The organism is Flavobacterium sp. 38-13 (assembly GCF_001899155.1).
Lineage (GTDB): Bacteria > Bacteroidota > Bacteroidia > Flavobacteriales > Flavobacteriaceae > Flavobacterium > Flavobacterium lindanitolerans.
On the sequence record NZ_MKVG01000023.1, the window covers coordinates 67,979 to 94,216 of the forward strand.

The 26,238-nt window shown below is 40.6% G+C and carries 18 protein-coding genes; 3 read left to right on the forward strand and 15 right to left on the reverse strand.

The annotated features are described in order from the left end of the window. Nucleotides 1-110: 110 nt before the first annotated feature. Both BGO88_RS17120 and BGO88_RS17125 read left to right on the forward strand, forming a co-directional pair. The gene (locus BGO88_RS17120; protein ID WP_056065702.1) at nt 111-668 is read left to right on the forward strand and encodes a YeeE/YedE family protein; all 558 of its coding nucleotides are present in this window, start codon (nt 111-113) and stop codon (nt 666-668) included. 77 nt (nt 669-745) lie between these two features. Continuing rightward, complete coding sequence (locus BGO88_RS17125; RefSeq protein ID WP_056065705.1) at nt 746-1,159, forward strand: DUF6691 family protein; 414 nt, start codon at nt 746-748, stop codon at nt 1,157-1,159. A 47-nt stretch (nt 1,160-1,206) separates the two neighbouring features. Here BGO88_RS17125 and BGO88_RS17130 read toward each other — a convergent pair whose 3' ends face one another. The 13 genes from BGO88_RS17130 to BGO88_RS17190 all read right to left on the reverse strand — a co-directional run bounded on the left by BGO88_RS17130 (nt 1,207) and on the right by BGO88_RS17190 (nt 24,831). Further along, nucleotides 1,207-3,057 carry a monovalent cation:proton antiporter-2 (CPA2) family protein gene (locus BGO88_RS17130; protein WP_286707708.1) on the reverse strand — a complete coding sequence of 617 codons (1,851 nt, stop codon included), beginning with the start codon at nt 3,055-3,057 and terminating at the stop codon, nt 1,207-1,209. A 123-nt stretch (nt 3,058-3,180) separates the two neighbouring features. Next, nucleotides 3,181-4,596, reverse strand: coding sequence for an efflux transporter outer membrane subunit (locus BGO88_RS17135; protein WP_101472299.1), 1,416 nt, complete (start codon nt 4,594-4,596; stop codon nt 3,181-3,183). A gap of 2 nt (nt 4,597-4,598) precedes the next feature. Then, nucleotides 4,599-7,763 (reverse strand): efflux RND transporter permease subunit, encoded by a 3,165-nt coding sequence (locus tag BGO88_RS17140; RefSeq protein WP_286707709.1) that lies wholly within the window; start codon nt 7,761-7,763, stop codon nt 4,599-4,601. A 12-nt stretch (nt 7,764-7,775) separates the two neighbouring features. Further along, nucleotides 7,776-8,918, reverse strand: a complete 1,143-nt coding sequence (locus BGO88_RS17145; protein WP_082482133.1) for an efflux RND transporter periplasmic adaptor subunit — start codon at nt 8,916-8,918, stop codon at nt 7,776-7,778. A 418-nt stretch (nt 8,919-9,336) separates the two neighbouring features. Further along, a complete protein-coding gene (locus BGO88_RS17150; protein ID WP_056065716.1) occupies nt 9,337-9,939 on the reverse strand; it encodes a TetR/AcrR family transcriptional regulator in 603 nt (200 codons plus the stop codon). A gap of 116 nt (nt 9,940-10,055) precedes the next feature. Beyond that, nucleotides 10,056-10,598: a helix-turn-helix domain-containing protein gene (locus BGO88_RS17155; RefSeq protein WP_286707710.1), complete on the reverse strand. Its 543-nt coding sequence runs from the start codon at nt 10,596-10,598 to the stop codon at nt 10,056-10,058. A gap of 242 nt (nt 10,599-10,840) precedes the next feature. After that, complete coding sequence (locus BGO88_RS17160; RefSeq protein WP_056065725.1) at nt 10,841-11,608, reverse strand: glycoside hydrolase family 16 protein; 768 nt, start codon at nt 11,606-11,608, stop codon at nt 10,841-10,843. 10 nt (nt 11,609-11,618) lie between these two features. Next, nucleotides 11,619-13,913, reverse strand: coding sequence for a beta-glucosidase BglX (gene bglX, locus BGO88_RS17165; protein ID WP_286707711.1), 2,295 nt, complete (start codon nt 13,911-13,913; stop codon nt 11,619-11,621). Between the two features lie 85 nt (nt 13,914-13,998). Continuing rightward, nucleotides 13,999-15,648 carry a glycoside hydrolase family 16 protein gene (locus BGO88_RS17170; RefSeq protein WP_101472294.1) on the reverse strand — a complete coding sequence of 550 codons (1,650 nt, stop codon included), beginning with the start codon at nt 15,646-15,648 and terminating at the stop codon, nt 13,999-14,001. 5 nt (nt 15,649-15,653) lie between these two features. Then, a complete protein-coding gene (locus BGO88_RS17175) occupies nt 15,654-17,210 on the reverse strand; it encodes a PKD domain-containing protein (protein ID WP_286707712.1) in 1,557 nt (518 codons plus the stop codon). 12 nt (nt 17,211-17,222) lie between these two features. Next, nucleotides 17,223-18,698, reverse strand: coding sequence for a RagB/SusD family nutrient uptake outer membrane protein (locus BGO88_RS17180; RefSeq protein ID WP_286707713.1), 1,476 nt, complete (start codon nt 18,696-18,698; stop codon nt 17,223-17,225). Nucleotides 18,699-18,710: 12 nt separating this feature from the next. Then, a complete protein-coding gene (locus BGO88_RS17185; RefSeq protein ID WP_056065734.1) occupies nt 18,711-21,776 on the reverse strand; it encodes a SusC/RagA family TonB-linked outer membrane protein in 3,066 nt (1,021 codons plus the stop codon). Between the two features lie 253 nt (nt 21,777-22,029). Continuing rightward, nucleotides 22,030-24,831 carry a triple tyrosine motif-containing protein gene (locus BGO88_RS17190; protein ID WP_286707714.1) on the reverse strand — a complete coding sequence of 934 codons (2,802 nt, stop codon included), beginning with the start codon at nt 24,829-24,831 and terminating at the stop codon, nt 22,030-22,032. Between the two features lie 135 nt (nt 24,832-24,966). Between BGO88_RS17190 and BGO88_RS17195 the strand changes: the two genes are divergently transcribed. Further along, the gene (locus BGO88_RS17195; RefSeq protein WP_143395025.1) at nt 24,967-25,398 is read left to right on the forward strand and encodes a lipocalin family protein; all 432 of its coding nucleotides are present in this window, start codon (nt 24,967-24,969) and stop codon (nt 25,396-25,398) included. A 54-nt stretch (nt 25,399-25,452) separates the two neighbouring features. Here BGO88_RS17195 and BGO88_RS17200 read toward each other — a convergent pair whose 3' ends face one another. Continuing rightward, nucleotides 25,453-25,929, reverse strand: a complete 477-nt coding sequence (locus tag BGO88_RS17200) for a DUF1572 family protein (RefSeq protein ID WP_273237846.1) — start codon at nt 25,927-25,929, stop codon at nt 25,453-25,455. Nucleotides 25,930-25,950: 21 nt separating this feature from the next. After that, complete coding sequence (locus tag BGO88_RS17205; RefSeq protein ID WP_056065742.1) at nt 25,951-26,226, reverse strand: ATP-dependent Clp protease adaptor ClpS; 276 nt, start codon at nt 26,224-26,226, stop codon at nt 25,951-25,953. Between the last annotated feature and the right edge of the window lie 12 nt (nt 26,227-26,238).

Genomic DNA, 26,238 nt, shown 5'->3' on the forward strand with positions numbered 1-26,238 from the left:
ATATAATTCAGAGTCAAAATTAAATGATTATTTTAATTGGGCTATATTTTAGACGGGAATATTACGAGGTATGGGAGCGAATGTTTATTTTTGTGCAAATAATTTGAGCTATGTATAGTTTTTATGGCACCTGGCCCTGGTATGTTTCCGGTTTTTTAATCGGAGCAGTAATGCTTCTACTGATTTATTTTGGAAAGACATTTGGAATGTCGTCCAATCTTCGCACGCTTTGCTCCATTTCCGGAGCGGGAAAATTTTCTGATTTTTTCAGGTTTGACTGGAAGTCGCAGCGTTGGAACCTGGTAGTTGTACTTGGAGCCATGATTGGCGGTTTTATAGCTGTACATTTTTTAAGCGATGGTTCCGGAGTAAATCTGAATCCGGCTACGGTAGCCAAATTGCAAGAAATGAATATCGATGCGCCAAATGGAAAACTGATTCCTGAATTGTTTACTTCTGCTGAAAATGTTTTTACTCCAAAAATATTCGGATTCCTGCTTTTTGGTGGACTTTTGGTTGGATTTGGTTCCAGATACGCGGGCGGATGTACTTCCGGGCATGCCATTACCGGAATGAGTAATTTGCAGTTGCCTTCATTGATAGCCGTAATCGGTTTTTTTATCGGTGGATTAATTGCGGCTCACTTTTTATTGCCTTTGATTTTTTAGTTTAATATTTTCGGTTTCACCCTGCCAGGATTTTAAACCCTGGCAGGGTGAAACGGAAAATAAAATATATCAGTACGATGAAATTTATAAAATATTTACTTGTTGGAATTCTTTTCGGTATTGTATTAACCAAATCGGAAGCCGTGTCCTGGTACCGAATTTATGAAATGTTCCAGTTTGAATCTTTTCATATGTTTGGAATTATCATGACAGCTATTGCGGTGGGTGTTGTTGGAATCCAGATTTATAAAAGAAATAAAGTGGTTGGACTTGATGGCAAACAGATTCAGATTGCCGATAAGGATAAAGGATTTAAAAACTACATTATTGGCGGAACCATTTTCGGATTGGGCTGGGGCATGATTGGAACTTGTCCTGGACCTATATTTATCCTGATTGGAGCCGGTTTTTACAGTATTGGGATTGTACTTTTAGGTGCCTTGATTGGTACGTTCCTTTACGGCTTATTAAAAAATAAGCTGCCTCATTAATTGGCGACTAAAAACATAAAAAAGCCCCGGGATTTTCCGGGGCTTTTTTATGCAATCATTGATTTTTCAGTGTTTTCCAGTGACATGGCTTCTCTGTCAGCAAGGATGACCTGTTCCAATTCTTCGATTTTTTCACGCACCGCACTGATGTATTCGTCCTGATTGCGGATACTGGCGAGATACTTGAGTGTTTTTTCATCGTGTGTAAAAAAAGTTCTGGCAGAACGTGTGGCTTCATAAGTGTTGTGTCCTAATAGTTTCATGACATCTATACCCACACGCAGGCTCGTGTCGAGAGTTTCCCTGTAAATGTGCATAATCCCCGCATTCATCTGGTCATAGGCATCGTCTCTGTTTTCAGAACGTACGAGTATGTAAAGGTTTGGGAAATGTTTTTTGACCATTTCTATCATTTCCATTCTTTTTTCGCGATTGCCTATGGCAATAATGATAATCTGCGCTCTGCCGGCTCCGGCTATCTCCAGCAAATCATGTCGTGAAGCGTCGCCATAATACACCTTGAATCCGAGTTTTCGCAGCATGTTTACATTATCGCTGTTATTGTCGAGTACGGTAGCCTGTATGTTATTGGCTCTTAGAAATCGTCCAACAGTATTCCCGAAATGACCGTATCCGGCTATAATAACAGGATTGCTTTCAGAATCAACATCACTCTCGGTTTCTTCTTCGTTTCCGCTCATAGAGCATTTGGATTTCATCAGTACCTTTTCATTGAACATCATCAGCAGCGGCGTAAAGGCCATGCTCAGTGCGGTCACAGCCATCATAAGGTCTGTGATTTCTTTGCTGAGGATGTTTTCCTGTAATGAAAAACTCAAAAGCACAAAAGCGAATTCGCCCACCTGACTAAGTCCAAAACTAAAAATAAAGTTTTGGGTATGTCCAATTCTGAAGAATTTACCCAGAAGGTACAATACTGTAATTTTGATGATGATAATACCTGCCACGAGTCCCATAATAAGCCATGGTTTTGACAGCAAAAGCTGAAAATCTATCGAACTGCCTACAGAAATAAAGAAAAGTCCCAGCAAAAGTCCTTTGAAAGGGTCAATGGCAATTTCGAGCTGGTGTTTATATTCACTGTTGGCAAGCATGACTCCGGCTAAGAAAGCACCCAATGCCGGACTTAATCCTACAGAGGTCATCAATACAGCAATGCCTACCACAACAAGTAATGCCATTGCGGTAAACATTTCACTTAGTTTTGTTTTTGCCATGGCATGGAAAATAGGACGTAAGAGGTATTTTCCGGAAAGCAATACTATGGTTATTGAAGAAAGTACGAAAAGAGCCTGTGTCCATTTTGAAAAACCATCCATCAAAGTGGGATGTGCGGTTACTGCTGCCTGTTGTAATTCCTTACTGGCGAGCAAGGGTAGCAGTGCCAACATAGGAATGATAGCAATGTCCTGAAAAAGCAATACGGCAAAGGAACTCCGTCCGGCTACGGTTTTAATCCAGCCTTTTTCATTAAGGGTCTGCATGACTATAGCGGTAGAAGACATGGAAATTATCATTCCCAAAACCAATGCGGTTTTCCAGTCCAATCCAAAGGCCAGTGCAGCAGCTGTAAGGACGAGTGTTGTCCCGGCAACCTGCAAACCTCCCATGCCGGCTATTTTTTTCCGCATTCTCCAAAGACGTTCGGGTTCGAGTTCCAGTCCAATGACAAATAGCATCATAACAACACCAAATTCGGCAAAATGCATAATGTCATGTCCTTCGGTTCCTATGAGTCCTAAAAAGGCCGGCCCAATGATGATTCCTGCCAGAAGATATCCCAGCACGGAACCCAGGCCAAGTCTTTTGGCAATGGGAACCATAATAACGGCTCCTGCCAGATAAATCATGGCCTGAAAAAAGAAAGTGTCCTGCATGTGATTCATTTACTTAATATAAAAATAGCTATTTTGAAAAAAGATTTTGGTTTTTGGAAATAAAAAAATCAACTGCCTGAATGAATTTCCAGGCAATTGATTTCAAAGGGCCATGGGTAGCCGTTATTTCCAGCCGCCACCTAAGGAGCGGTAAAGCTCAACATCGGCTTCAAGGCTAGTGCGTTTTAATGTGGCAAGTTCCAGCTCGCTTTGCAGCAGGTTTCCTTGTGCCACAATCACTTCAAGATAAGTAGCCATACCGCTTTTGAAAAGCATGTCTGCATTTTTTACTGCATTTTGCAATGTAGTAACGCGGTTCGCAGCTATTGCTTGCTGTTCTTTTAGTTTTTCAACTTTTACAAGCGCATCTGCTACTTCGCCAACAGCTACAAGAACCGATTGCCTAAAGCTGAGTACGGCTTTTTCTCTTTCGATTTTTGAAATTTCGTATTGGGCTTTAAGACTTCTTCCGTTTAGCAATGGCTGTGCAAGGCTTCCGGCTACAGTTCCAAAAAGCGAAGCGGGAGTATTAAACCAGTTGCTCGATTTAAAAGAGGTGAGTCCGCCCGCAGCTGTAATGTTCAGGCTTGGATAGAGTGATGCCTTGGCAATGCCTACTTTTGCGTTTGCCGCTTTTAAAGCCAGTTCTGCATTTTTAACATCGGGTCTTCTGCTTACTAATGAAGAAGGAATTCCGGCAGATACATTTTCTTTTAAAGCGATGGCCCCAAGCGTAGTTTTTCTTTCCTTAGCACCCGGAAAGCTTCCGGTAATGATGCTCAGCGCATTTTCCTGTAAGGCAATGGCCTGTTCCAGTTCAGGAATAAGCTGTGCAGCTACAGATTGTTGCGCTTCTGCCTGTTGTTTAGCCAAAGAGGTTACCTGTCCGGATTCATATTGCAGGTTGATGACAAACAATGTGCTGTCATTCAACGCAAGATTCTTTCTGGCTATTTCCAATTGGGCATCCAGCATCAAAAGATTATAGAATCCTGTAGAAACATTCGCTACAATAGTAGTTTGCAATGCTTTTTTGGCTTCTTCAGATTGGAGGTATTCCGCCAAAGCATTTTTCTTACGGCTTCTGATTTTACCCCAGATATCTGCTTCCCATGACAGGTTGAGTGCCGCATTATAATCTTCGATATGTTTCTTTTTCAAAAATGTACTGGTACTCAATCCGTTCAGGCTATTGTCAGACAACCGGGTTGATGTGGCCGTAGCCTCAAAGTTGAGCTTCGGAACATTTCCCCATTTGGACTGCGTTAATTGCCATTGCGCTGCTTCAATATTTTTTTGAGCGATAAGCAGGTCATTGTTTCTGACAATAGCACTGTCTATCAGTTTTTGGAGCGAAGGTTCTGTAAAGAATTCCTTCCAGCTCTGGTCGGCAATGCTGGTAGTGTCCTGCGAGCTAACATTCCTGAAGTTTTCGGGCAAGGCATCTTTTGGAGTTTCGACATCTTTCGAAACTTTACATGCTGTCAGTGTGGTGATTAAAACCAGTACAGCTATATATTTATTGATGTTTCGTTTCATTTTTATTTTTCTTCGTTATGGATTACGGCTATTGGTTTTCCACTAACTTTTTCTTGTAAATACTGGAATATGATAAATAGAACCGGGATGATAAATAAACCAAGAATTACTCCTGAAAGCATACCTCCGGCAGCACCAATACTGATGGAATGGTTACCTTGTGCTGATGGACCTGTGGCGCTCATCATTGGAATCAATCCCACAACAAAGGCCAGCGAAGTCATGATGATTGGTCGTAAACGCAGTTTCGCCGCATCAATTGACGCTTTGCCCAATGCCTGGCCGGACCTTCTTTTTTGTGCCGCAAATTCCACGATTAGGATAGCATTCTTGGCGAGAAGCCCAATAAGCATGACGAGTGCAACCTGTACATAAATGTTATTTTGAATACCGGTCAAACCAATAGCTGCGAATACTCCAAAGATTCCGGTTGGGATGGACAAGATTACCGCTAAAGGCAAAATATAACTTTCATATTGTGCCGCAAGCAGGAAATAAATAAACACCAGACACAATAAGAAAATGGTTGTTGATTGTCCTCCGGATGAAATCTCTTCACGGGTTTGTCCTGAAAATTCATAACTATAACCGGCAGGCAACTGCTGTGCAGCTACTTCTTCAATGGCCTTGATGGCATCTCCGGAACTGAAACCCGGTTTCGGAATCGCATTAATCGAGATCGAATTAAACAGGTTGTATCTCGAAGCGGTTTCAGAACCATAAATACGGGTTAGTTTTACCAAAGTATTTATAGGAACCATTTCACCGTTTTTATTTTTTACAAATACACGGTCAATAGTTGTCGGGTCGGCTCTGTCTGCAATATCGGCCTGTACCACAACCCGGTAATATTTCCCGAATCTGTTGAAATCAGAAGCCTGGGCACTACCAAAATAAGCCTGCATTGTTTGCAAAATGTCTTTTACTTTTACGCCTAACTGGTCTGCTTTTTCATCATTGATATCCAATTGCAATTGCGGATAATCTGCTTTGAAAGAGGTAAAGGCTACAGCAATTTCAGGACGTTTCATTAATTCTCCGATGAAATTTTGAGAAACACCGCTAAACTTATCCAGTTTGCCGCCTGTTTTGTCCTGCAATACTAAATCCAGAGCTTCCACATTACTGAATCCAGGTACGGTTGGAAAACTGAATACGAAGAAATTACCTCCGGATATGGCGCCTAATTGGCCGCGAACCTGATTCATTATCTCATCAATGTTTTTAATAGCACCACGTTCTTCATTTGGTTTCAGCAATACGAAAACAACTGCAGATGATGGGCTCGTGGAGTTTGTCAAAAGGTTGAAACCTGAAATGGCGGTTACAAATCGGGATGATTCCAAAGCTTTTAACGTATTTTCGGCTTCAGTCATTACTTTTTGGGTTCCGTCTAAAGAGGTTCCGGAAGGTGTGTTTACTGCAATGGCAATAAATCCCTGATCTTCTGTTGGAATAAATCCTGTTGGGGTTCTTTGAACCATTACAATTGTTGCAACCAGAATTACAACCAGACCACCCAAACTTGCCCATTTGTTACGGATTAAGAACTTTAATCCGCCCACATAACGATTGGTTAAAGCGGTAAAACTTTTATTAAATCCGATAAAGAATTTTTCCTTGAATCCGGGTTTGGAATAGGGTTTTTCCTTGTCATGCGCTTCATGATTGTCTTTTAAAAATAAAGCGGCAAGGGCAGGGCTTAATGTTAAGGCGTTTACAGCAGAAATTACAATTGCAATGGCCATTGTAAAGGCAAACTGTCGATAGAAAACTCCCGTTGAACCTTCCATAAAACCAACCGGCAGGAATACCGCCGCCATTACCAGCGTAATCGAGATGATTGCTCCGGTAATTTCGTGCATGGCTTCATGCGTTGCGATTTTTGGAGACAAATGCTTGTGTTCCATTTTGGCGTGTACGGCTTCGACGACGACAATTGCGTCATCGACGACAATACCAATCGCCAAAATCAAGGCGAACAACGTCAGCAGGTTAATGGAGAATCCAAATAATTGCATGAAGAAGAACGTACCTAAAATGGCTACCGGAACTGCAATAGCTGGAATTAAGGTCGACCTGAAATCCTGAAGGAACAGGAATACGACAATAAATACCAGTATGAATGCTTCCAGTAAAGTATGCTGAACTTGAGCAATTGACTGGTCAAGAGATACTTTTGTGCTGTAAAATATATTGTGCTTTATTTCTTTTGGGAAATCTTTGGAGGCTTTCTCCATCAGTTTGTTAATCGCAATCTGAATATCGTTTGAGTTGGACCCTGCCAACTGTATGATACCAATTACGACACCTTTATTACCGTTCAAACGGGTCAAACTGTTGTAGGAATAGGCACCAAGCTCGACTCTGGCAACATCTTTCAGGCGCAGGATAGAACCGTCTGCATTGGAACGGATTGCAATGTTCATGTAATCCTCCGGTTTGGTCAGTTTTCCTTTGTATTTGATAACATATTCGAAAACTTCCTTACTTCTTTCTCCAAATTTACCCGGTGCGGCTTCTAAACTTTTGTCCTGAATTGCCGCCATAACTTCGTTTGGCGTTACATTGTAAGTTGCCATTTGTGTCGGATTTAACCAGACACGCATAGAATAGTCTTTCGTTCCTCCAAAAATAGCGGCAGAACCTACTCCGGGAATACGTTTGATTTCCGGAATGATATTGATTTGGGCATAGTTGGCAACAAAAGTCTGGTCGTATTTGGCTTCGTCTTCGGTATACATACCAATTGCCATAATAAAACTGTTTTGCTGTTTTGCCGTAATGATACCTTGCTGTACGACTTCGGCCGGTAACTGGCTTGTAGCTTGTGCCACACGGTTTTGTACGTTAACGGCAGCCTGGTCGGCATCTGTACCTAATTTAAAGAAAACGGTAATGGCTAGAGTACCGTCATTACTGGCTGTTGAACTCATGTAAGTCATGTTTTCGACACCGTTTATGGATTCTTCCAAAGAAGGTGCTACCGAACGTAAGACGGTTTCAGCATTGGCTCCCGGATAGACCGCCGTTACTAAAACCGACGGTGGGGCAATATCCGGAAATTGTTGTAGGGGTAATTTCGAAAGTCCCAACAGACCCAATATTACCAATAGGATAGAGATAACAGTGGCCAGTACAGGTCGCTGTATGAATATTTTGAACATTTTTAGCTTTAATTATTTTTTGTTAATTACTTGAGCAATTTTATTCGATTTTTCAGGCTGAATTGCCTGACCTTCCTGAAGTTTGTCGATGCCGCTTAGTACAATCTGGTCACCTGATTTTACACCGTCTTTAATAAGATAGTTGCTACCGCTTTTACCAATAATGGTGATTGGTGCTTTGGTTACCTTGTTTTCTTTATTTACTGTAAAGACGAAAACTTTATCCTGCATTTCCATTGTAGCAGATTGTGGTACCAGAATTGCATCGTCATGTTGGATTCCTAAACGGATTCTACCTGTATTTCCGGAACGCAAAGTCCCGTTTGCATTAGGAAAAGTAGCACGAAGTGTGATGGCGCCTGTGTTTTTGTCAAACTGGCCGTCAACCATGTCGATTTTTCCAGTTTGGGCATACACATTGTTGTCTGCAAGCACTAATGAAACCGGTGGCAGCTTTTTGATTTTGTCATCGATAGTGTTTCCGGAATATTGTGCTTTGAAATTGATAAAATCGGTTTCGCCTAATGAAAAGTAAGCATATACTTCATGAACATCTGAAAGTTTTGTCAATGGTTCAATATCGGTTGCAGAAACCAGACTTCCCTGTTTCTTTGGCAATCTTCCGATATAACCGCTAACCGGTGCTGTAATGGTAGTATAGCCCAAATTGATTTTTGCTGAACCTACCATTGCTTTTGCCTGGTCTAAATTGGCAGAGGCGATTCTGTGAGAAGCTTTGGCCGTTTTTAATTGGTATTCAGAAACAACCTTGTTTTGAACAAGAGGCGTTAGCTTATCAATTTCCAACTGCGCATTTATCAAAGCCGCTTCAGCACCGTGAAGGCTGGCAAGCGCATTGTTTAGCTGTTCACGAAAAGGCTGTTCGTTTATTTTGAACAACGGCTGACCTTTAGTAACGAAAGCCCCTTCGTCAACATAAATTTTTTCCAGATTTCCACTCACCTGTGGGCGAATTTCAACATCAACGGTTCCCTGAATCGAAGCGGGATATTCAGAATCTGTAGTAGTGGTAGCACTTTGGATAGCATAAACCGGCAAAGTTGGGGGAGGTGGGGCAGCCTGACCCTGGTTTTTATCGGAACATCCTATCAGTATGGCTGCAAGCAGAAGGCTGGTTAGAATCGTATTTCTCATTGTTTTATGATTTTTGAATTTGTTGGACATTTTGATTGATTTCTGTTTTTGCTTTGCATTTTTTTAGCGTTTAACATGCTGATTCATTTTATAATTGTTTATAGCCGACGGCCTGAAAGTCAGCTTTTTTGTTTGGTGTGAGGTGTTCTTCCTGAGAACAGCAACACGGGTTTCCAGCGCGCTACATTGCCATTGGTATTAGTTTGTTTTTAATAGTCATAACTGAATTAAATAATCTAACATTGTTAAGTAAGTAAACGAAAAAAGGTATAGATTTTCAGGCCAAACTGTTAATTACAGATTGGCATTAAATTATTTATCACTGTTAAGTAACGGATTAAAAAATTTTTCGTGATTAATCCATTATTAAATTATTCTTATTAAATCATTTATCAGTGTTAAGTAGATGTCAAAAAAATTAGACTTCTACTACCTGAATTGATTTAATTATCCCTCCGATGGCATCTTTCAATATTTGATTATTGATATTAGATGCTAACCCATTGCCTACGATATTGATAGAAATCAGTCCGTGGATAACTGAGAAAAAAGTAAAATATTTTTGCTTTATAACGTCGTCAGAAGGTTTTTGTCCTTTCATTATTTCGGCAATTGCTTGCGTAAATAATTGAAAAGGTCCTTCGGCTTCAGGAACACGCTGCATACAGCAAGTCATTTCTACTCCAAACATTACCTGATAAAGTTCTTTGTCTGCAAAGGCAAAGTTCCAATAAGCCATCCACATTGCCTCAAGCTGTTCTGCAGGGTCTGCTGAAACTGCTTTTGCTTTTTCCAGGTCTTTTGTCAGGCATAAAAAACCTTTTTTGGTGAGTTCCTGTAGTATAGCTTCCTTATTGGAAAAATACTCGTAAATAATTGGTGCAGTATATTCTATGCGGTCTGCTATTTTACGCATGCTGAGGCCTTGCCAGCCTTCTTCTTTCACAATATAATAGGCAGCATCCAGAATATTATTCCGGGTCTCTTCTTTTTGTCGTAAAATTCGATCTTTGCTTGCCATTTTTTATTGGGTATTAAATGGTTTAACACCGTTAAGCAAAATTACAGCTTTTTTATAATATGAAACAAGCGAATTATAAAATTTTCTTATGCAACTATAAATGAGATAGTGTTTCCTTATAAAAAGCTGGTTTTAAGCTTAAAATACAGTTCACTTTTTCGATTCAGGTTGATTCCGTTTTGTATGATGACTATTAGTTTTATGCCTATAATCGCTATTAAAAAAATAAGGAAGAGCGGAAACCGTAGCAAAAAAGCTTTTTGAAGGAACGGACTCACCATCATGAGTAGCGATGCGATAACCGATAAAACAATTTGGATGCTTACTATATTTTTCCCTAATTCTTTATTTTTTGCGTCTTTGGTTTTATAAGTGAGGATTAAGGGAAGTATAACGTTTCCGTAGGGAAATATAAGTCCAAATAAAGCGGAAAGGTTGATTAGTTTCGCCCTGTCGATTCCGGTATTTTCATCGGTGTCAACCATCAGGTTTTCCGGCTGGGTTTCTAAGGATTGTGCAATTGCTTTTAATGTAAAACCTTTGAGAATACTCCCGGCTTCAATCCTTTGGATGGTTCGTAAGGAAAGTCCGGATTTTTCAGCAAGTTCTGTTTGGGTGAGGTTCTTTGCTTCTCTTAGGGTTTTAACGTTGTTCATCATAAGCCGGGTTTCTGCTTTTGCATTACAAAGTTAAATGAAAAGAGATGATTATAGAAAACTATACATCAAAATAGAGGCCATAAATGTGACTCTAGGCTTTGCGGCTCTGCGTCTTTGCGTGAAAATAATTGCTCGCAAAACACGAAGGCGCAAAGGCGCAAAATGAAAAATGGTCATTTTATAAAAAACAATCGCAGGAAACGAATTCCCTGCGATTGCTACTAACTCAAAACTTAAACTAATTATTTATTGGAGTAAACTCTTATATAATCAATGATAAATTCTTGAGGGAAAATGGTATCGTCTACTTCAGGCCCGCCAAAGTTTCCGCCAACGGCTACATTCAGTATAAAGTAGAATGGCTGGTTGAAAGGCCAGACGTCTTCGTTTTTATCTGACGGATTAAAAGTAAAGACTAAAGTATCGTCTACATAAAAATCCATTTTGTCTTTGGTCCAGTCTACACCAAATGTATGAAAGCCTTCTTCGATGTTATCGAACCGGGTTTTGTGTGAGCTGGCGTTGTCACCGTGATTGGCTTTGGTGTGTAGTGTCGTATAAACCATATGTGGTTCTTTACCAACATATTCCAGTATGTCAATTTCACCGCTTTTAGGCCATCCAACCTGTTTTATATTGGAACCGAGCATCCAGAAAGCAGGCCAGATGCCTTGACCAACAGGAATTTTGGCGCGTGTTTCCATATAGCCGTATTTGAATTCTTTTTTTCCGGCAGTTGTAATTCGGGTAGAGGTGTATTGGTTACCATCTTTTTTTGCCGTGATAATCAATTTGCCATCTACAATTTTATGGTTTTCTTTGGTATAAATCTGACGTTCGTTATTTCCCCAGCCACAGATGTTTGGACAACCATCACCCAATTCATAGTTCCAGACTTTTTCATTTAGCTTGTTGCCATTGAAATTTTCTTCCCAAATAAGTTTTCCTTTTTTAACCTGTCCAAAAACGGAACAGCCGGTGAGCAGTAGTAGGATTGCTGTTTTTTTCATGATGATTTTTTTAGTTGCTGTAATTGAAATCGGCCTGTAATGTCGCCATAGAGCTGCCACCTACGAATAACTGGAAGTCTCCGGGTTCGGCTTCCCATATTTTTCTGGCTGAATAGAATTCGATGGTTTTTTCGTTAATGGTAAACGTGACAGTTTTGGTTTGTCCGGCTTTTATTTCGGTAAGCTCAAAACCTTTCAATTCTCTTACAGGTCGCGTGGCGCTGGCTATCAAATCTCTGATGTATAATTGTACAACTTCTTTTCCGTCAACCGTACTGTTGTTTTTTACATCGACAGAAACTTTTATTTTTCCGTTTTTATGTAATGTCTTTGCATCAAGTTTCAGGTTCGAATATTCAAATTTAGAATAGCTCAGTCCATATCCGAAAGGATATAGCGGCGTGTTTTCAATATCTGTATAATGTGACCAGAATACGCTTTCCGGATTGTCTGTAGACGGTCTTCCGGTGTTTTTATAATTATAATAGATAGGAAGCTGGCCTACATTTCTAGGAAAAGTCATTGGCAGTTTGCCGCTAGGATTATAATCTCCATACAATACCTGGGCAATGGCATGGCCGCTTTGTGTTCCTAAATGCCAGGCTTCAACAATGGCAGGAATATTTTTTGCGGCCCATGGAATAGCCAGTGGACGCCCGTTTTGCAATACGAGTACAATATTCGGATTGGCTTTGTAAACTGCTTCCAGCAGTTCCTGTTGTACACCCGGAAGCGTAATGTCGCTTCGGCTTCGTCCTTCACCGCTTTGCAGTCCGTGTTCGCCTAATACCATAATAACCACATCGGCTTGTTTTGCAGCTGCTATAGCTTTTTCAAAACCGCTTTTGTCAGTCGTATTTATTTTTGTTTCCAGCATAAATCTCGGCTCGCCAAGTGCTACATCGGCTCCTTTTTCATAGGTAATCTGGTTGCCTTTGTAGTTGGCCATCCCTTCCAGAAAAGAAACGGCAGTATTGTCGTCGGCACCAATTCTCCAGCTTCCTAACGGACTGGTTTTGTCGTTAGCCAACGCCCCGATAACCGCAATTTTCTGTCCTTGTTTTTTTAGAGGAAGCAGGCTGTTTTCATTTTTCAGGAGTACGATTGATTTTTTTGCCATGTCCAGAACACCCTCATGGAATTCTTTTTTGCCGGTGTATTCTTTTTCGCGGTTTTCATCGCAATATTTATAAGGATTGTCGAAAAGCCCCAATTCAAATTTTACTTTTAAGATTCTTCGCACGGCATCATCGATTTTGTCTTCAGAAACTTTACTTTCTTTAACCAAATCTGCCAAATGGCTTACATAACCGTAAGATTCCATATCCATATCTGAACCTGCATTGGCGGCTTTCATGGCAGCATCTTTAAGGTCTTTTGCGTAACCGTGGGGAATCATTTCACCCAGCGAGCCCCAGTCTGAAACCACAAAACCATCAAATTTCCAGTCTTTTTTAAGCAGCTCTCTTTGCAGGTAGCTGTTTCCGGTGGCCGGAATTCCTTCCAACTCGTTGAACGAGTTCATGAAAGTCAACACCCCGGCATCAACGGTTGCTTTAAACGGTGGCAAAATGATATTGTGCAGCGTATTATCGCTGATGTCAACCGTATTGTAATCACGGCCTGATTCGGCAAAACCGTATCCTGCAAAGTGTTTTGTACAGGCAGCCAGGCGGAATTCATTGAATTTGTCGCCCTGGAATCCTTTCACACGGGCTATTGCAATCTGGCTTCCGAGGTAAGGATCTTCACCGGCACCTTCCATAACACGTCCCCAACGGGCATCTCTGGAAATATCAACCATAGGCGCAAAAGTCCAGTTCAATCCGGCTACGGCAGATTCTGCTGCGGCAATCTCGGCTGATTTTTTCATGGCTTCCAAATCCCATGAAGCGGCTTCTGCCAATGGAATAGGACTAATGGTTTTATAACCGTGAACGACATCAAAGCCAAAAATTAACGGAATGCCCAAGCGGGTTTCTTCTACCGCAATTTTCTGCAAAGCTCTTACGTCTTTAACTCCACGGACGTTGAGCATGGAGCCTACGAGTCCTTTTTTGAGGTTTTCGTATTTTTTTGCAGCCTGCCCGTCTTTAGGAACCGGTCCGGTAACATCCCAAAAGCCGTTGTATTGGTTCATCTGACCGACTTTTTCTTCCAAAGTCATCAGCTTTAATACAGAGTCTACTTTCCGGTCTATGGGAAGCCTGTTTTTTTCTGAAAAGTTATGTTGTCTGGAGCTGCTGCATCCCATAGCCAAAAGCACGGCTGCGGCAAATCCGTATCGTATTGTTTTGTATTTCATTTTATTGGTTTCGAAATTTTATGATAGGCAATAATCAAGAAGGCCAGCAAAGCTAACCTCCCTGATTAGAAGCGTAAGAGTTGGATTACTGGTAGACTCTTACGTAATCGACTTCCATTGCAGATTGAGTAAATGCAGGGTCGACAGTTCCGCCAAAGGTTCCTCCCATAGCCACATTCAGTATCAGGAAGAAATCACTGTTGAATGGGGTAGAGGCCGAATTTACAAATGAGTGGTAAGCCGGCTGGTCGTCAATATAGAATTTAATTGACGTTGGACTCCATATCACTTTATATATGTGGAATTCTGATGAGACATTGCTGGCCGTTGTGGTTCCGGTATCGGCATTTCCGCCAGAACGTCCCGGATAGTGTAGAGTTCCGTGTATCGTGTTAGGTGAATTGCCTTTGTGTTCCATGATATCAATTTCTCCGCAAGCCGGCCAGATATTGGTAGCGTAGTTCTCACCAAGTGCCCATATAGCAGGCCATGTTCCTCCGCCCGAAGGCAATTTGGCTCTTACTTCAACCTTACCGTATTTGAACTCAAATTTGTTTTCTGTAACCAATCGGGCAGAAGTATAGTTGGAACCGGAGAAATTCTCTGCTTTAGCAATGATTTTCAATACGCCTCCCTGAACAACCGCATTGTCCAGTCTGTCAGTATAATGCTGCAACTCACTGTTGCCCCATCCGCCGGCGCCAAGATTGTAAGACCATTTTGTAGGGTCTGGTGCGCCGTCAACATTAAATTCATCACTCCAAACCATATTGGTGTAATCCGGGTCATTTCCGCCTCCCTGAACCGGTGGCTGGTTACTGAAAGTATGATACCAGGCTAAGGCAGGATTGCCTCCCATAACAGCTCTTACAACCAATTTGCTATCTGTAAGCTCCATGATTTCATAAGTACTTTGTCCGATGTAGTACCCCATAAATCCATTGTCAGAGAAGGTCATCGATGTACCACGTTTTTTATCTGCCGGTACCAGCGATTCACTAGGACTTAGGGCAACCGTTTTGACACCGCTGGTATTGTAGTTCAGGCAAAGGTCTGAGCCTCCTGAACCACCTCCAACACCTAAGAACGCAGCATTAAAGAAGGTCTTACCGCCATTATTTAATTCATATTTCAAAACGCCGTTTTCTACGAAGAAACGAAGTTCATTGTCATACAGACAGCTACTGTCCGGAGAACCTGCTTTTTCAAAAGGAGCCGCAGCATAGTAGTTAGGATAGAAGTTTTTCGTAATATCCCCGTCATTTTGACCAACACCCAAATGGCCAGGTACGGCTGCAGCCCAATACCATTTCTTGGAGCTTCCGTTTGTTAAAAGCGTGATGGCTTCCGGGTCTGAGAAATTACTGAATACGGTAACTTCAAATGAGGTATTACTGGCTGTTCCGCCTTTTCCGAAAGCAACTACATTAACGGTGTAGGTGTTTACTCCGTTGCGGGTAAAGGTTTTGGTGTAAACCCCACCCGGAGCATTTTGGGATGTTCCGTCACTGAAAAGATATTTGAAGCTGACAGCATTATCTGCGGTTGCTTTTAATATTACTTTTCCGGAACCGTCTCCATCCGGATGTTCTGCATCTTTACCTACGATTTCATAGGTTAATTCTATATTTTTTGGAGCATCGAGACTGCCAAAAGTCTTGTCGTCATCCTGGCAGCTGCTGACCATAGCTAGCAGCAGGGCTAATTTTCCGATATTTTTTAGTATGTTTTTCATCCCTTTTAATTTGAAAGTTTGACGTCGTCAAAGTAGTAGGTTGCCCCGGTACCGTTGGTTCCGAAATCAAAGAAGAGCACTACATTCTGATAGGCATTATTAGTATTGATTCCTGTGAAATCATAGGTCAGTTCTTCCCAACCGTTAGCAACAGTTGTTGTAACCGGAAGTTCGATGTTGATGTTTGTATTTGTCGAATTCTCGAGTTTCAACAGTACCGGTATTCCTGCCTGAGGCGACCATACTTTGATTTTTATTTTATGGTATACTGAGAAATCGATTGGCTCTGTAAGCGTAATTGCTGTTCCGGCCCAAACTTCTGCCCCGGCATTTTTCACGACACGGGCAACATTTGCCGTGGTGTTTATTCCTGAAGGGTTAGGATTGGTAACTTTTGTGGCAAAAGCACCTCCAAAATCCCCAAAACCATAATTGATTGTGGAAGATTCAAATGTCAATGGCAGTGTTTTAGGTTCATCACCGTTTGTCAGGTAAATATCATCAAAGTAATAGCTTGCCCCGTTGCCCGGGTTTCCAAAGTCAAAAAACAGTATGACTTTTGAATACGATTGTGAGGTGTTGACTCCTGAAAAATCGTAGGTAAGATATTGCCACGCATTCGCTACTGTAGTAACCTGGTCCACTTCATGGTTGATTCCGGCATCTGTAAGGTTTTCTATTTTCAGCTTCACAACAGCGCCTACCTGAGGTGACCATACTTTGATTCTGAATTTGTTTAAAGTTGAGAAGTCAATCGGATTATCTAAAACCATAGTAGTTCCTCCCCAGGTTTCTGCTCCGTTGTTTTTTACTGTTCTTCCTACTTTAGAGCTTAGGTTGATTCCTGAAACATCCGGGTTATTTACTTTGCTGGTAGTAACGTTTCCAAAATCGCTAAAAGAATAGTTCAATGCTGCGTTTTCAAAAGTTAAGGGTAGCAAGATAGGGTTGGAGATAACCACGTTTTCAGTATAGGTTGTAGTAGCAACACCACCACTGTAGGCCGTTACTGTTACGGTATAAGTACCCGTGTTGGCATAAGTATGCGTTACAGCAGGGTCGCCCTGCATGAATTGTACAGGCTCCTGTTGCGGGTCTTCACCAAAAGTGACTGCAAAGAAAGTTTCATAATCGGCAGAAGCTGTGACGCCTATGGAAAAGGAATCTCCAACTACCGGAGTGATAGTTACATCCAGATTTTCAGGAGCCCTGAAGGCAACCGTTAAAGGAAGTTCAACCTCGCTTGTAAGTCCGTTGATGGCTGTCGCTACAATTTTCACATTGTATTGGCCTTCTGCGTAGGTGTGGTCTACAGTTCCTCCAACATTAACTTCTGCCGGCTCTGCCGTAGCATCGCCAAAATAGACATCATACTTAACCAGTCCTTCACCTCTTGGCGCGATGGTTACCAATCCGGAGTTGTCCTGTGTGATGGTAAACAATGCTGAGAGATTGGTTGGTGCTGGTGCGTTTGTAACAGAATCAAGGCTCGTATCGTCGCCGGAACATCCTATAAGGATTGTCAGCAACACTAAGCTTATTATTGATTTGAATTTTTTCATAAGTCTTAAATTTTAGTATCCGGGATTTTGCTGCCAGTTTCCGGCTGAAAACTGAATTTCTTCGAAAGGAATAGGGAAGACTTCATTTTTGTCAGCAGTAAAGCCGTCGATTTCAATTGCTGCCCTTCCGGTTCTTACAAGGTCAAAGAAACGGTGTCCTTCGCCCATAAGTTCTCTTCTTCTTTCCTGCCATATCAGTGAAGTAAGCGTTGTTCCGGTTCCGTTGATATCATGGTTGGTGTCTCCAAAGGCACGTCTTCTTACCTGGTTAAGGTAGAATCTTGCTTTTGTATCGTCAATTCCGCCTCTGTTAAAGGCTTCTGCTGCCATCAAAAGCACATCAGCATAACGGATAGCTCTGTAATTGTTTGGGTTGGTCAGGTTCAAGTCTCCGGCTGCATTGGCACTTCGGGTTCTTGGAATGTATTTTTTGTTAAAATATCCTGTATGCTTGTAGCCTACACCATAGGTAGCCCCTGTTGCTGTTGCCCAGGCTGCAATATCCAAAATTGCAACATCTTTTCTCAGGTCGCCTGCTTCGTAAATATCTACTGCTTCCTGTGTTGGAACGTTAAAGCTGTATCCTGATGAAAACCTTGGTCCGGAATAATTTCTTGGACCGTTGAATCCTACGGCAACGTTTCCTTCACTACATTGAAGACATTCGAATCCTGCACCTTCAACATCAGTATACTGTATTTCAAAAACAGATTCAACCCCGTTTTCCTGTGCTTCTTCAAAAATAGTATCGTAGTTTGAGATTAGTGAATAGCCTCCGGTTACCGTAATCAGATTTTCCAATGTCAGGGCAGCCAAATCAAATTTGTCCTGATAGAGGTATACTTTTCCTAATAAAGCCTGAGCCGCACCTTTTGTAACACGTCCCACCTGTGGAGCAGTCGGACTTAAATCGGCAATAGCCAAAATCAGGTCGTTTTCAATAGAAGCATATACTTCTGCTTTTGATGACCTTGGAATGGTCTTTTCATCTCCCAGTTTAAATCGTGCATCCTGTTTCAATGGAATACCTCCAAACCACTTTACCAATTCAAACTGGAAATAGGCTCTCAGGAAACGGGCTTCTGCAATAATCTGAGGTTTGTTAGGGAAATCAGTTTTGTCTTTGAATTCCATGATGTAGCTGGCTCTGTTGACTCCTGCAAACATCCAGTCCCATACGTTTTTTACGTTGGCATTTACCGGCGTATGTATCATTTCGTCTACCTGCTGGAATCCGATAACGTCATTCGCACTTTCTCCACCCGACAAGGTGTTGTCTGAAGCAATTTCGCCCAACAAAACATTCACATAGGTAGATTGTAATATATCGTAAGCAGCTATCAGCGCATTGTGATATTCCTGCTCATTATTGAAATAATTGTCTGCCCCAATCGAATAGGGAACTTCCCTGTCAATAAAATCATCTCCGCAAGAAACGGTAGTGAGGAGCGTTAGTGCCATAAAGGCTGTGATTATATTCTTTTTCATTTTTGTCATCAATTAAAAATTAACATTTACACCAAACAAATACGTTCTTGGTATTGGGTAGAACCCATTGTCAACACCACCGCCAATCGGATTTCCATTTGAAGCTCCAGGGTCATAACCCATATACTTTGTAAAAGTGTAAAGGTTGTTAACGCCGGTATAAATTCTCAATTTGGATATTCCTGCCTTTTCTGTGAAGGCTGAATTTATCGTATAGCCTAATTGTACATTCTGGATTCTCAAATACGAAGCGTCTTCAACAAAATAGTCAGAGAATACATTGTTGGCTGTAGCCGCCGTAGTTACTCTGGGAACGCTGTTGGTTGAGCCTTCGCCTGTCCATCTGCCTAATGTATAGTTCATTCTGTTAACGTCATTCTGGGTTCTTTCATAAGCTCTTACCATGTCGTTTCCGATAGATGCGAAAGCATAGGCAGTGAAATCAAAACCTTTGTAGTTCAGGCTGAAGTTAAGTCCCATTGTCACGTCCGGAATTGGACTTCCCAGGTCAGTTCTGTCATTAGCATCGATTTTGTTATCGCCATTGACGTCTACAAAACGCAGGTCACCCGGTTTTGCTTCTGCTCCTAAAGCCAGTTGTGACGGATGCGCGTCAACTTCGTCCTGATTCTGGAAAATACCGTTGGTTTTATAACCGTAGAAGTATCCCATTTCGTGACCAACCTGCATTCTTGAAGTTAGGGTGCTTGTTCCGAAGAGACCACCTTCAATAAATCCGGTGCCGTTATTGACTTCAGTGACTTCGTTCTTTAGTGTGGTAACATTATAGTTGATGTTGAAAGAGAAGTTGTCTGATACCTGCTCTCTATAGTTTATTGCAAATTCAAAACCTTTGTTTCTAACACTTCCGGCATTGATTACAGGCGAAGATGCTCCAGGAGCTGCAATACCTGTTATGGCACTAATAGGCACATTTACAATCAGAAGGTCTTTTCGGGTATCGATAAAATAATCGGTAGCGATTTCAACTTTGTTGTTGAATAGGCGGAAATCCAAACCTACGTCGAATTTTCTGGCTTCTTCCCATTTAACATCCGGATTGGCCAGTAATCCAATGGCATTTCCGTTAACGAGCTGACCGTTAAAGATGTAAGTGGCTTCACCACCCAATAATGAGATATAAGCATTTGATTTAATCTGGTCGTTACCAAGGGTTCCGTAACTTCCTCTTAATTTCAGGAAATTGATAGTTTTTGATTCAGGAAAGAAGCTTTCGTCAGAAATCACCCAGCCCGCCGTGAAAGAAGGGAAATAAGCTACACGATTGGAAGGTCCGAATTTGGTAGACAAATCCCTACGAATCATGGCAGATAATAAATATTTACCTTTATAATCGTATTGCAATCTTCCGAAATGTGATAATCTTCTTTCGTCATAAGCATAGGAACCTGCTGCTTTTCTGTCAACATAACCAGTTGTCAGAGAAATATCGGCAAATTGCCATGAATTGTTTGGTACGTCGAATCCGGTTGCGTTCAATCCGTTTCCATATTCTTTAAAAACGGTTGTACCGGCTGTTAGTGCAAAATTGTGGTTTTCGGCCAATGTCTTTTTATAAGTTGCAAATAAATCAAACGTATAGCTGTTGTCATTGACTGCACTTTGGTCTACGCTGCTTCGCGGATTGTTAAAGACTTTTCCCGGACCATAATTGATAAGCTTGTTAAAGGTTTTTCCTTCGCTGTTTGACGTTTCAAAACCAATACGGCCCGTAACAGTCAAATCTTTAATTACGTCATATTCCAAAGCAAAGGAACCGCTAACTCTTTTAAGGTTATAGGAATTAAAAGTGTTTTCAATCTGTGCTAATGGGTTAATAACCTCAAAACCGATATTACTACCCGGAATATTCACATCGCCGCTTGGCAATAGGGTAAGATTTCCATTCTGGTCATAAGGCTTATAGATGGAAGGTGTGTTAATTGCATTAAATAAAACCGAACCCAAAGCATTTTCGTTGAAAGTTCGTGAACTGGTATACAGGTACATTACGTTTGCTTTGGCTCTTAATTTGTCTGTCAGGTCAGCATTAAGGTTCAAACGCGCTGTATTTCTCAAGAAATTGGATTTATAGCCGCCAATGATACCGCCCTGATCTAAATGCGAGCCGCTAATGTTGTAGGTAACTTTGTCTGAACCACCGCTGGCCGAAAGGTCGTGGCTAACGATTGGTACTCCGGTGTCAAAAACCTCGTCCTGCCAATCGGTTCCTTTTCCAAGTGCAGAAACATTAGGAAATGGTAGCGGACTGCCTGCATTGGCATAGCTTTCATTTAATAACAGTCCGTATTCTGTTGCATTTAATAATGGAAGTTTTCTGCTGGTTTCCTGTGAACCCATGTAAGTGTTGTAGGAAATTCTTGTTTTTGAGTTTTTCTTCCCTGTTTTGGTAGTTATGAGGATAACACCATTGGCACCAATAGTTCCGTAAATGGCTGCCTGTGCATCTTTCAATACGGTAAGGCTTTCAATATCATTCGGATTCAGCAATCCGATATCTTTAATGATGTTACCGTCTACTATAAAGGTTGGTCTGTTTTCACCGTTTGTGGCGATACCCCTGATTCTGACATCAAGATTTCCGCCGGGTCTTCCGGATTGTGTAGTTACATTCACTCCGGAAACAGTTCCCTGTAAAGCCTGTTCGATTTTCACCGGACGCAAATCTTCAAGATTTTTGCTGCTTACAACTCCAACAGCTCCTGTTACTTCTCTTTTGGTTTGGCTTCCGTAACCAATCACCACAACTTCTTCGAGTGATTCCGCATCAGGATTCAGTGTTACCGTGATTGTTTCGTTTTTAGTTACCTTGAATTCATATTTAGTGAATCCAACGTAGCTAAATACTAAAGTAGCACCCGATGGAACGCCGGAAATCTGAAAGTTTCCATCTAAATCCGCTATTGTTTGTAATGTCCCGTTTTTTACGACGACAGTTGCTCCAGGTAGTGGCAGTCCTGTTTGAGCTTCAGTTACCTTACCACTTATTTCATACTCCTGCGAATAGCAGAAAGATGAAATCAGGAGGAAAGCAATGAGGAAAAAGTTTGACTTCATATATTTTGTTTTTTGTGATATCTAAAATTAGGAAGTCTTGTTTGAGAATATGGCAAATAGAACCACAACAAAAAATATACAATTCAAAAAAATATGACTTTAATTTCGTTATTGACAAAAAGAAACGAGCGTTAACAGTAATTTAAGAGATTTTTAAACTTTCGCTAACACCTTCGTTCTTACTGTTAAAAAGCTAATTACAACGTTGTTGTTGTGGTAATGTATAGGTAAATTTGCTGTTTGTTGTGGTTTGTTATATCGAAAGTATATACTCTACAAGTCCATCTTCGTGCGATAAATCCATTTTTTTGCGCAAACGATATCGTTTTATCTCAACACTTCGTACAGAAATGTTAAGTAAAGGGGCAATTTCTTTTGAAGAAAGATTTAACCGGAGGTAGGCACAAAGTCTCAGGTCGTTTGGCGTTAAGGAAGGATGCAGGTTTTTAACTTTTTTCAGGAAATCCTTATCGGCATTATTAAATGCATCCTTGAAAATATTCCAGGTGTCTTCTTCGCTTATGTTTTTGTTGATAGTGGTAATGACAGACTTGATATTCCTGTTTCCTTCTTCCGAAGTTCTTTTCAGGTCTTCCTTAATGAGACTTAACAGTTCGTTCTTTTTGATGAGGCTCATTGTAGAAGCCGCCAGTTCACGGTTTTTGCTTTCAAAGTCCTGTTCAAGCTGCTGGTTTTTGATTTTCATCAGTTCCTGCTGGCTTTCCAGTTCCTTGATTTCGAGCAGTCGGTTATTTTCTTCGATTAGTTTTTCCTTTTGCCTGTGGTAGTAATTTTTATAGGCACGGTTAATGAAATAGGCCATCACAATAAAAATGATGATGTAGATAATAACGGCCAGGGTAGTCCTGTACCAGGGCTTTAGGATAGTAAACGTATAAGAAATGGTGTTTTCAGACAATTCGCTGCCTATTTTGGCACGAACCTTAAAAGTATAATCACCGGGTGGAAGATTTTTAAAATTTATGGTTGGCTTATTGCTCCACTCACTCCATTGGTCCTGATAGTTTTCAAGAAGAAACTGGTATTCTGCATTAATATATTTATTGAATTCAGGAACCGTATATGAAAAGGTAATATTGTTGTCGGCAAATTTAAAGTCGGAATGCCCGTCTATCAATGCATGCCTTGGGCTTTCATTGGACTTGTTGACCATAATGCCCGACATGAAAATTTTGTATTTGCTGAATTTCAGGTCATCAATATTGATAGTATAATAACCGTCTGTAGTCCCGATTAGGTAAACAGAATCAGAAATCTGAGTAATGTTTTCATAACCCAGCATTGAGTTGGTAAGAGAAGACGGTATAGGAATAATATTGTGCTTAAGCTGGCTGCTCAATTTTCCGTATGAAAAATAATTGATGTAATTTTTAGTGAAGAACCACAGCCTGTTTGAATTGTCGACCATCAATTTGCCCGATGTATAACCGTCTTTTTCAAAGACACGGCTTAAAACCGTATCCTTTTCAAATTTCTTTGTTTTTGGATCAAGTTTAAAAATACCGCTTTTATAGGAGTAGTAAATACTGCCGTTAAATTCTGTCAGTCCGGCATTTTTCCCTTTTGTTGGATAGGAATAGGTGATGAATTCCTTTGTTTTTCGCAGGTCGCGGTCAACCTGAAAACGGAAAACTCCTTTGTATTCATGGCTTACATATATTTCAAAGTTTTTCGTAATCTCGAAATGTTTAGAGGAGTAGTCAAAGCCCTCTATTTTGTTTCTGAAAATCCATTGTCCGTTTTTGTTTTCGATGACAGAAACTCCGTAATAATTGCCCTGAAGCAATAAATCTTCCCGACCCGGCACATTTTCAAACTTCCAGGTTCCGGAAGTAATAAAAATAGAGTTTGCCGTGTTTCCATTAACGATAAATGTACCGGAATCATGGCCGCAGAACAAAGTGCCTTTATATGAATAGAGCGTCCAGACCTGCCCTTTGGTGCCATTGATGAATTTGAAATCTTCTGCCGAACCGTAATTTTTATAAAATAATCCCTGATTGGTCCCTACATATAATTTTCCATCGTGGAGAATGGAAGTATAGACTGTGCCCAGTATTCCGGTATCGTCTGCAAAAGAACGCACGGGCGAATTGATATTGATGCAATTGATTCCGTTATCGAGTCCAATCCAGATATTATGGTCATGGTCTTCAAAAATAGAAAGTGCCGTGTTATTGCTTAATCCTTTGTTTTGGGTAATATGATACAGCATTTTTCCCTCTTTGGAGATGATAAATATGCCATTGGAAACGCTGCCCAGGGCAAAGCTTCCGTCTGAAAGAATTTGGCTGCTGTAAATACTGCTGGCAGAAAGGTCTGCATCTGCTTCGGTATGCCATTTTTCGAACCGGGCATTGGAATAGGTGTAAAAACCGTTGAACTGCGTTTGTAATAACAGACCGCCATTTCTGGAAAAAATGTTTACAATTTTATTTTTTAACAGGACCGGGTCATTGGAAATCAGTTTGCCTTCACCATTTTCAATTTCAAAAAGACCTTCTGTGTAGGTTTGGTAATAGATAGCATCGTTAACTTTAAAGGCTCTTGAAATGGCTCCTTTCGGAGAAATAATCTTGAATTTGGAGGTTTTGGTATCGTATAAAAAAATCTGGTTGAGCGATTGGAAGATGACCCATTGGTCATAATCGATGATATTCCAAATCTGTTCATCGTCCAGCATTTTGTCTATTATGGGTTTGCTTAGCGAAGTATATTTTAATAAGCCGTCTTTTTTCCTCTCCCAATAGCCAAACTCCATATAGCAACCTGTGTATATCCTGTTATTGATGGATTTTGCTGACCGTATAATGGTTTCGTTAGGCGATGGATAAAGCGTCCAGTTGGCACCATTGAATTCCAGGAGTCCTTCATTATTGGCAAAGTAGATAAACTGGTTACTGTCCTGGGTTATCATCCAGTTTTGGTTGCCGGCTCCATACATGTTGGAGGCATATTTCAGTATAGGAGGGAGTTCCTGGGAAAAACCCAGAAAATAACTGAACAGGACTAATAGGAGTAATTTTTTCGACAAAATGTGTTGGGGTTAGGTTTTAGTATTACGAATATACGATTTGAAATGAAAACTTTGCAAGCCTCTTTTGGATGTATTGCCACTATATCACAATTTTTAGCCGGTTTTTTAGTTATATTTTCAAAACACAACCCTATGAGAAAGAATAAAATTTTGTTTTGCATGACTGCCGTTACAGGCTTATTATTCGCATCCTGTAATTCAGATGATGGTGGTTTCGAAAGAACTATTGTTGGTAAATGGAATTATAACAAAACTATCGTAACAACAGGAAATGGCACTCCGACTGACCAAAGTTATGTTGGTCATGAAAACGGCTGTGAAAAAGACCATGTTGAGTTTAAAGAAGGAGGCGTTTTCCGGAATGTTTTGATGAATAAAGACCAGAACAATGCCTGTGTAGAAGACGCCAGCCAGTCGACATGGGCTAAAAATGGGAATACGCTAACGATTGGGACTGACACCTATCAGGTTACAAAATTAAACGGCTCAGAATTGCGGTATGAAAATACGGTTGACGTGAGTGGTGTTCCGGTGAAAGTCGTAAAAGTTTTTACAAAAAACTGATTAGATAAAAAAAAGGCTCCTAATGGGAGCCTTTTTTTATCTAATCGGCGAGGTTTAGCCCCGACTATTTTGAATAATTTTTTTTATTAAAACAATTTGTCCTAAATGGTAATAAGAATGCTCAATCATTGCGTCAATATTTCTCAAATAAGTTCCATATTTTTCGTCGACAAAAGGTTCATTTAGTTTTTCCTTATCCAAATTTTCAATCAGTTGAGCAAATTCTGTAGAATCATTCCAAAATTTTACAAGAAAATTTTTCCACTCCTGTTGGGAATTAATGTCAGGAAAATCAAAACTGTATTTATCGCTTATTTCTAAATGTCCACCAAGAAATACATTTTTTACTCCATTTATATAGTAATGGATATGCTGAGCAAGAATAGCAATCGTATTTAGATTTTGAAATTTTGCAGTAGCAATTTCCCAATCTAAATCGTCTAATTCATTTTTAAAATTGGTATTTGCAATCCAGGTACCATTTAAAATTACTTCGCGAAATCTGTTGGCAAGTTTGGTTGGACTACTCATCTCTTGGACAACTTGTTCTATTTAAACTATCTCAGCGCTTAGTCCGGCTTCTAACAACTGGGTACACTGTGGTTTCAATTCGTCCAGCGAACCGGTTTTCACGGTACATTTTCCTTTATAATGCACAATGATGGAACATTGCTCTGCTTGCTCGGAAGTATGATTGCAGACCCGTATCAACGTATCGATAACATGGTCAAAGGTATTCACATCGTCATTATAAAGAATAATTTCATTGTTTAAGGAAGTCAGTTCTTCAACCAGTACTTCTTCTAAAATTTTTTCTTTAGTGCTCATAATCAAAATTTT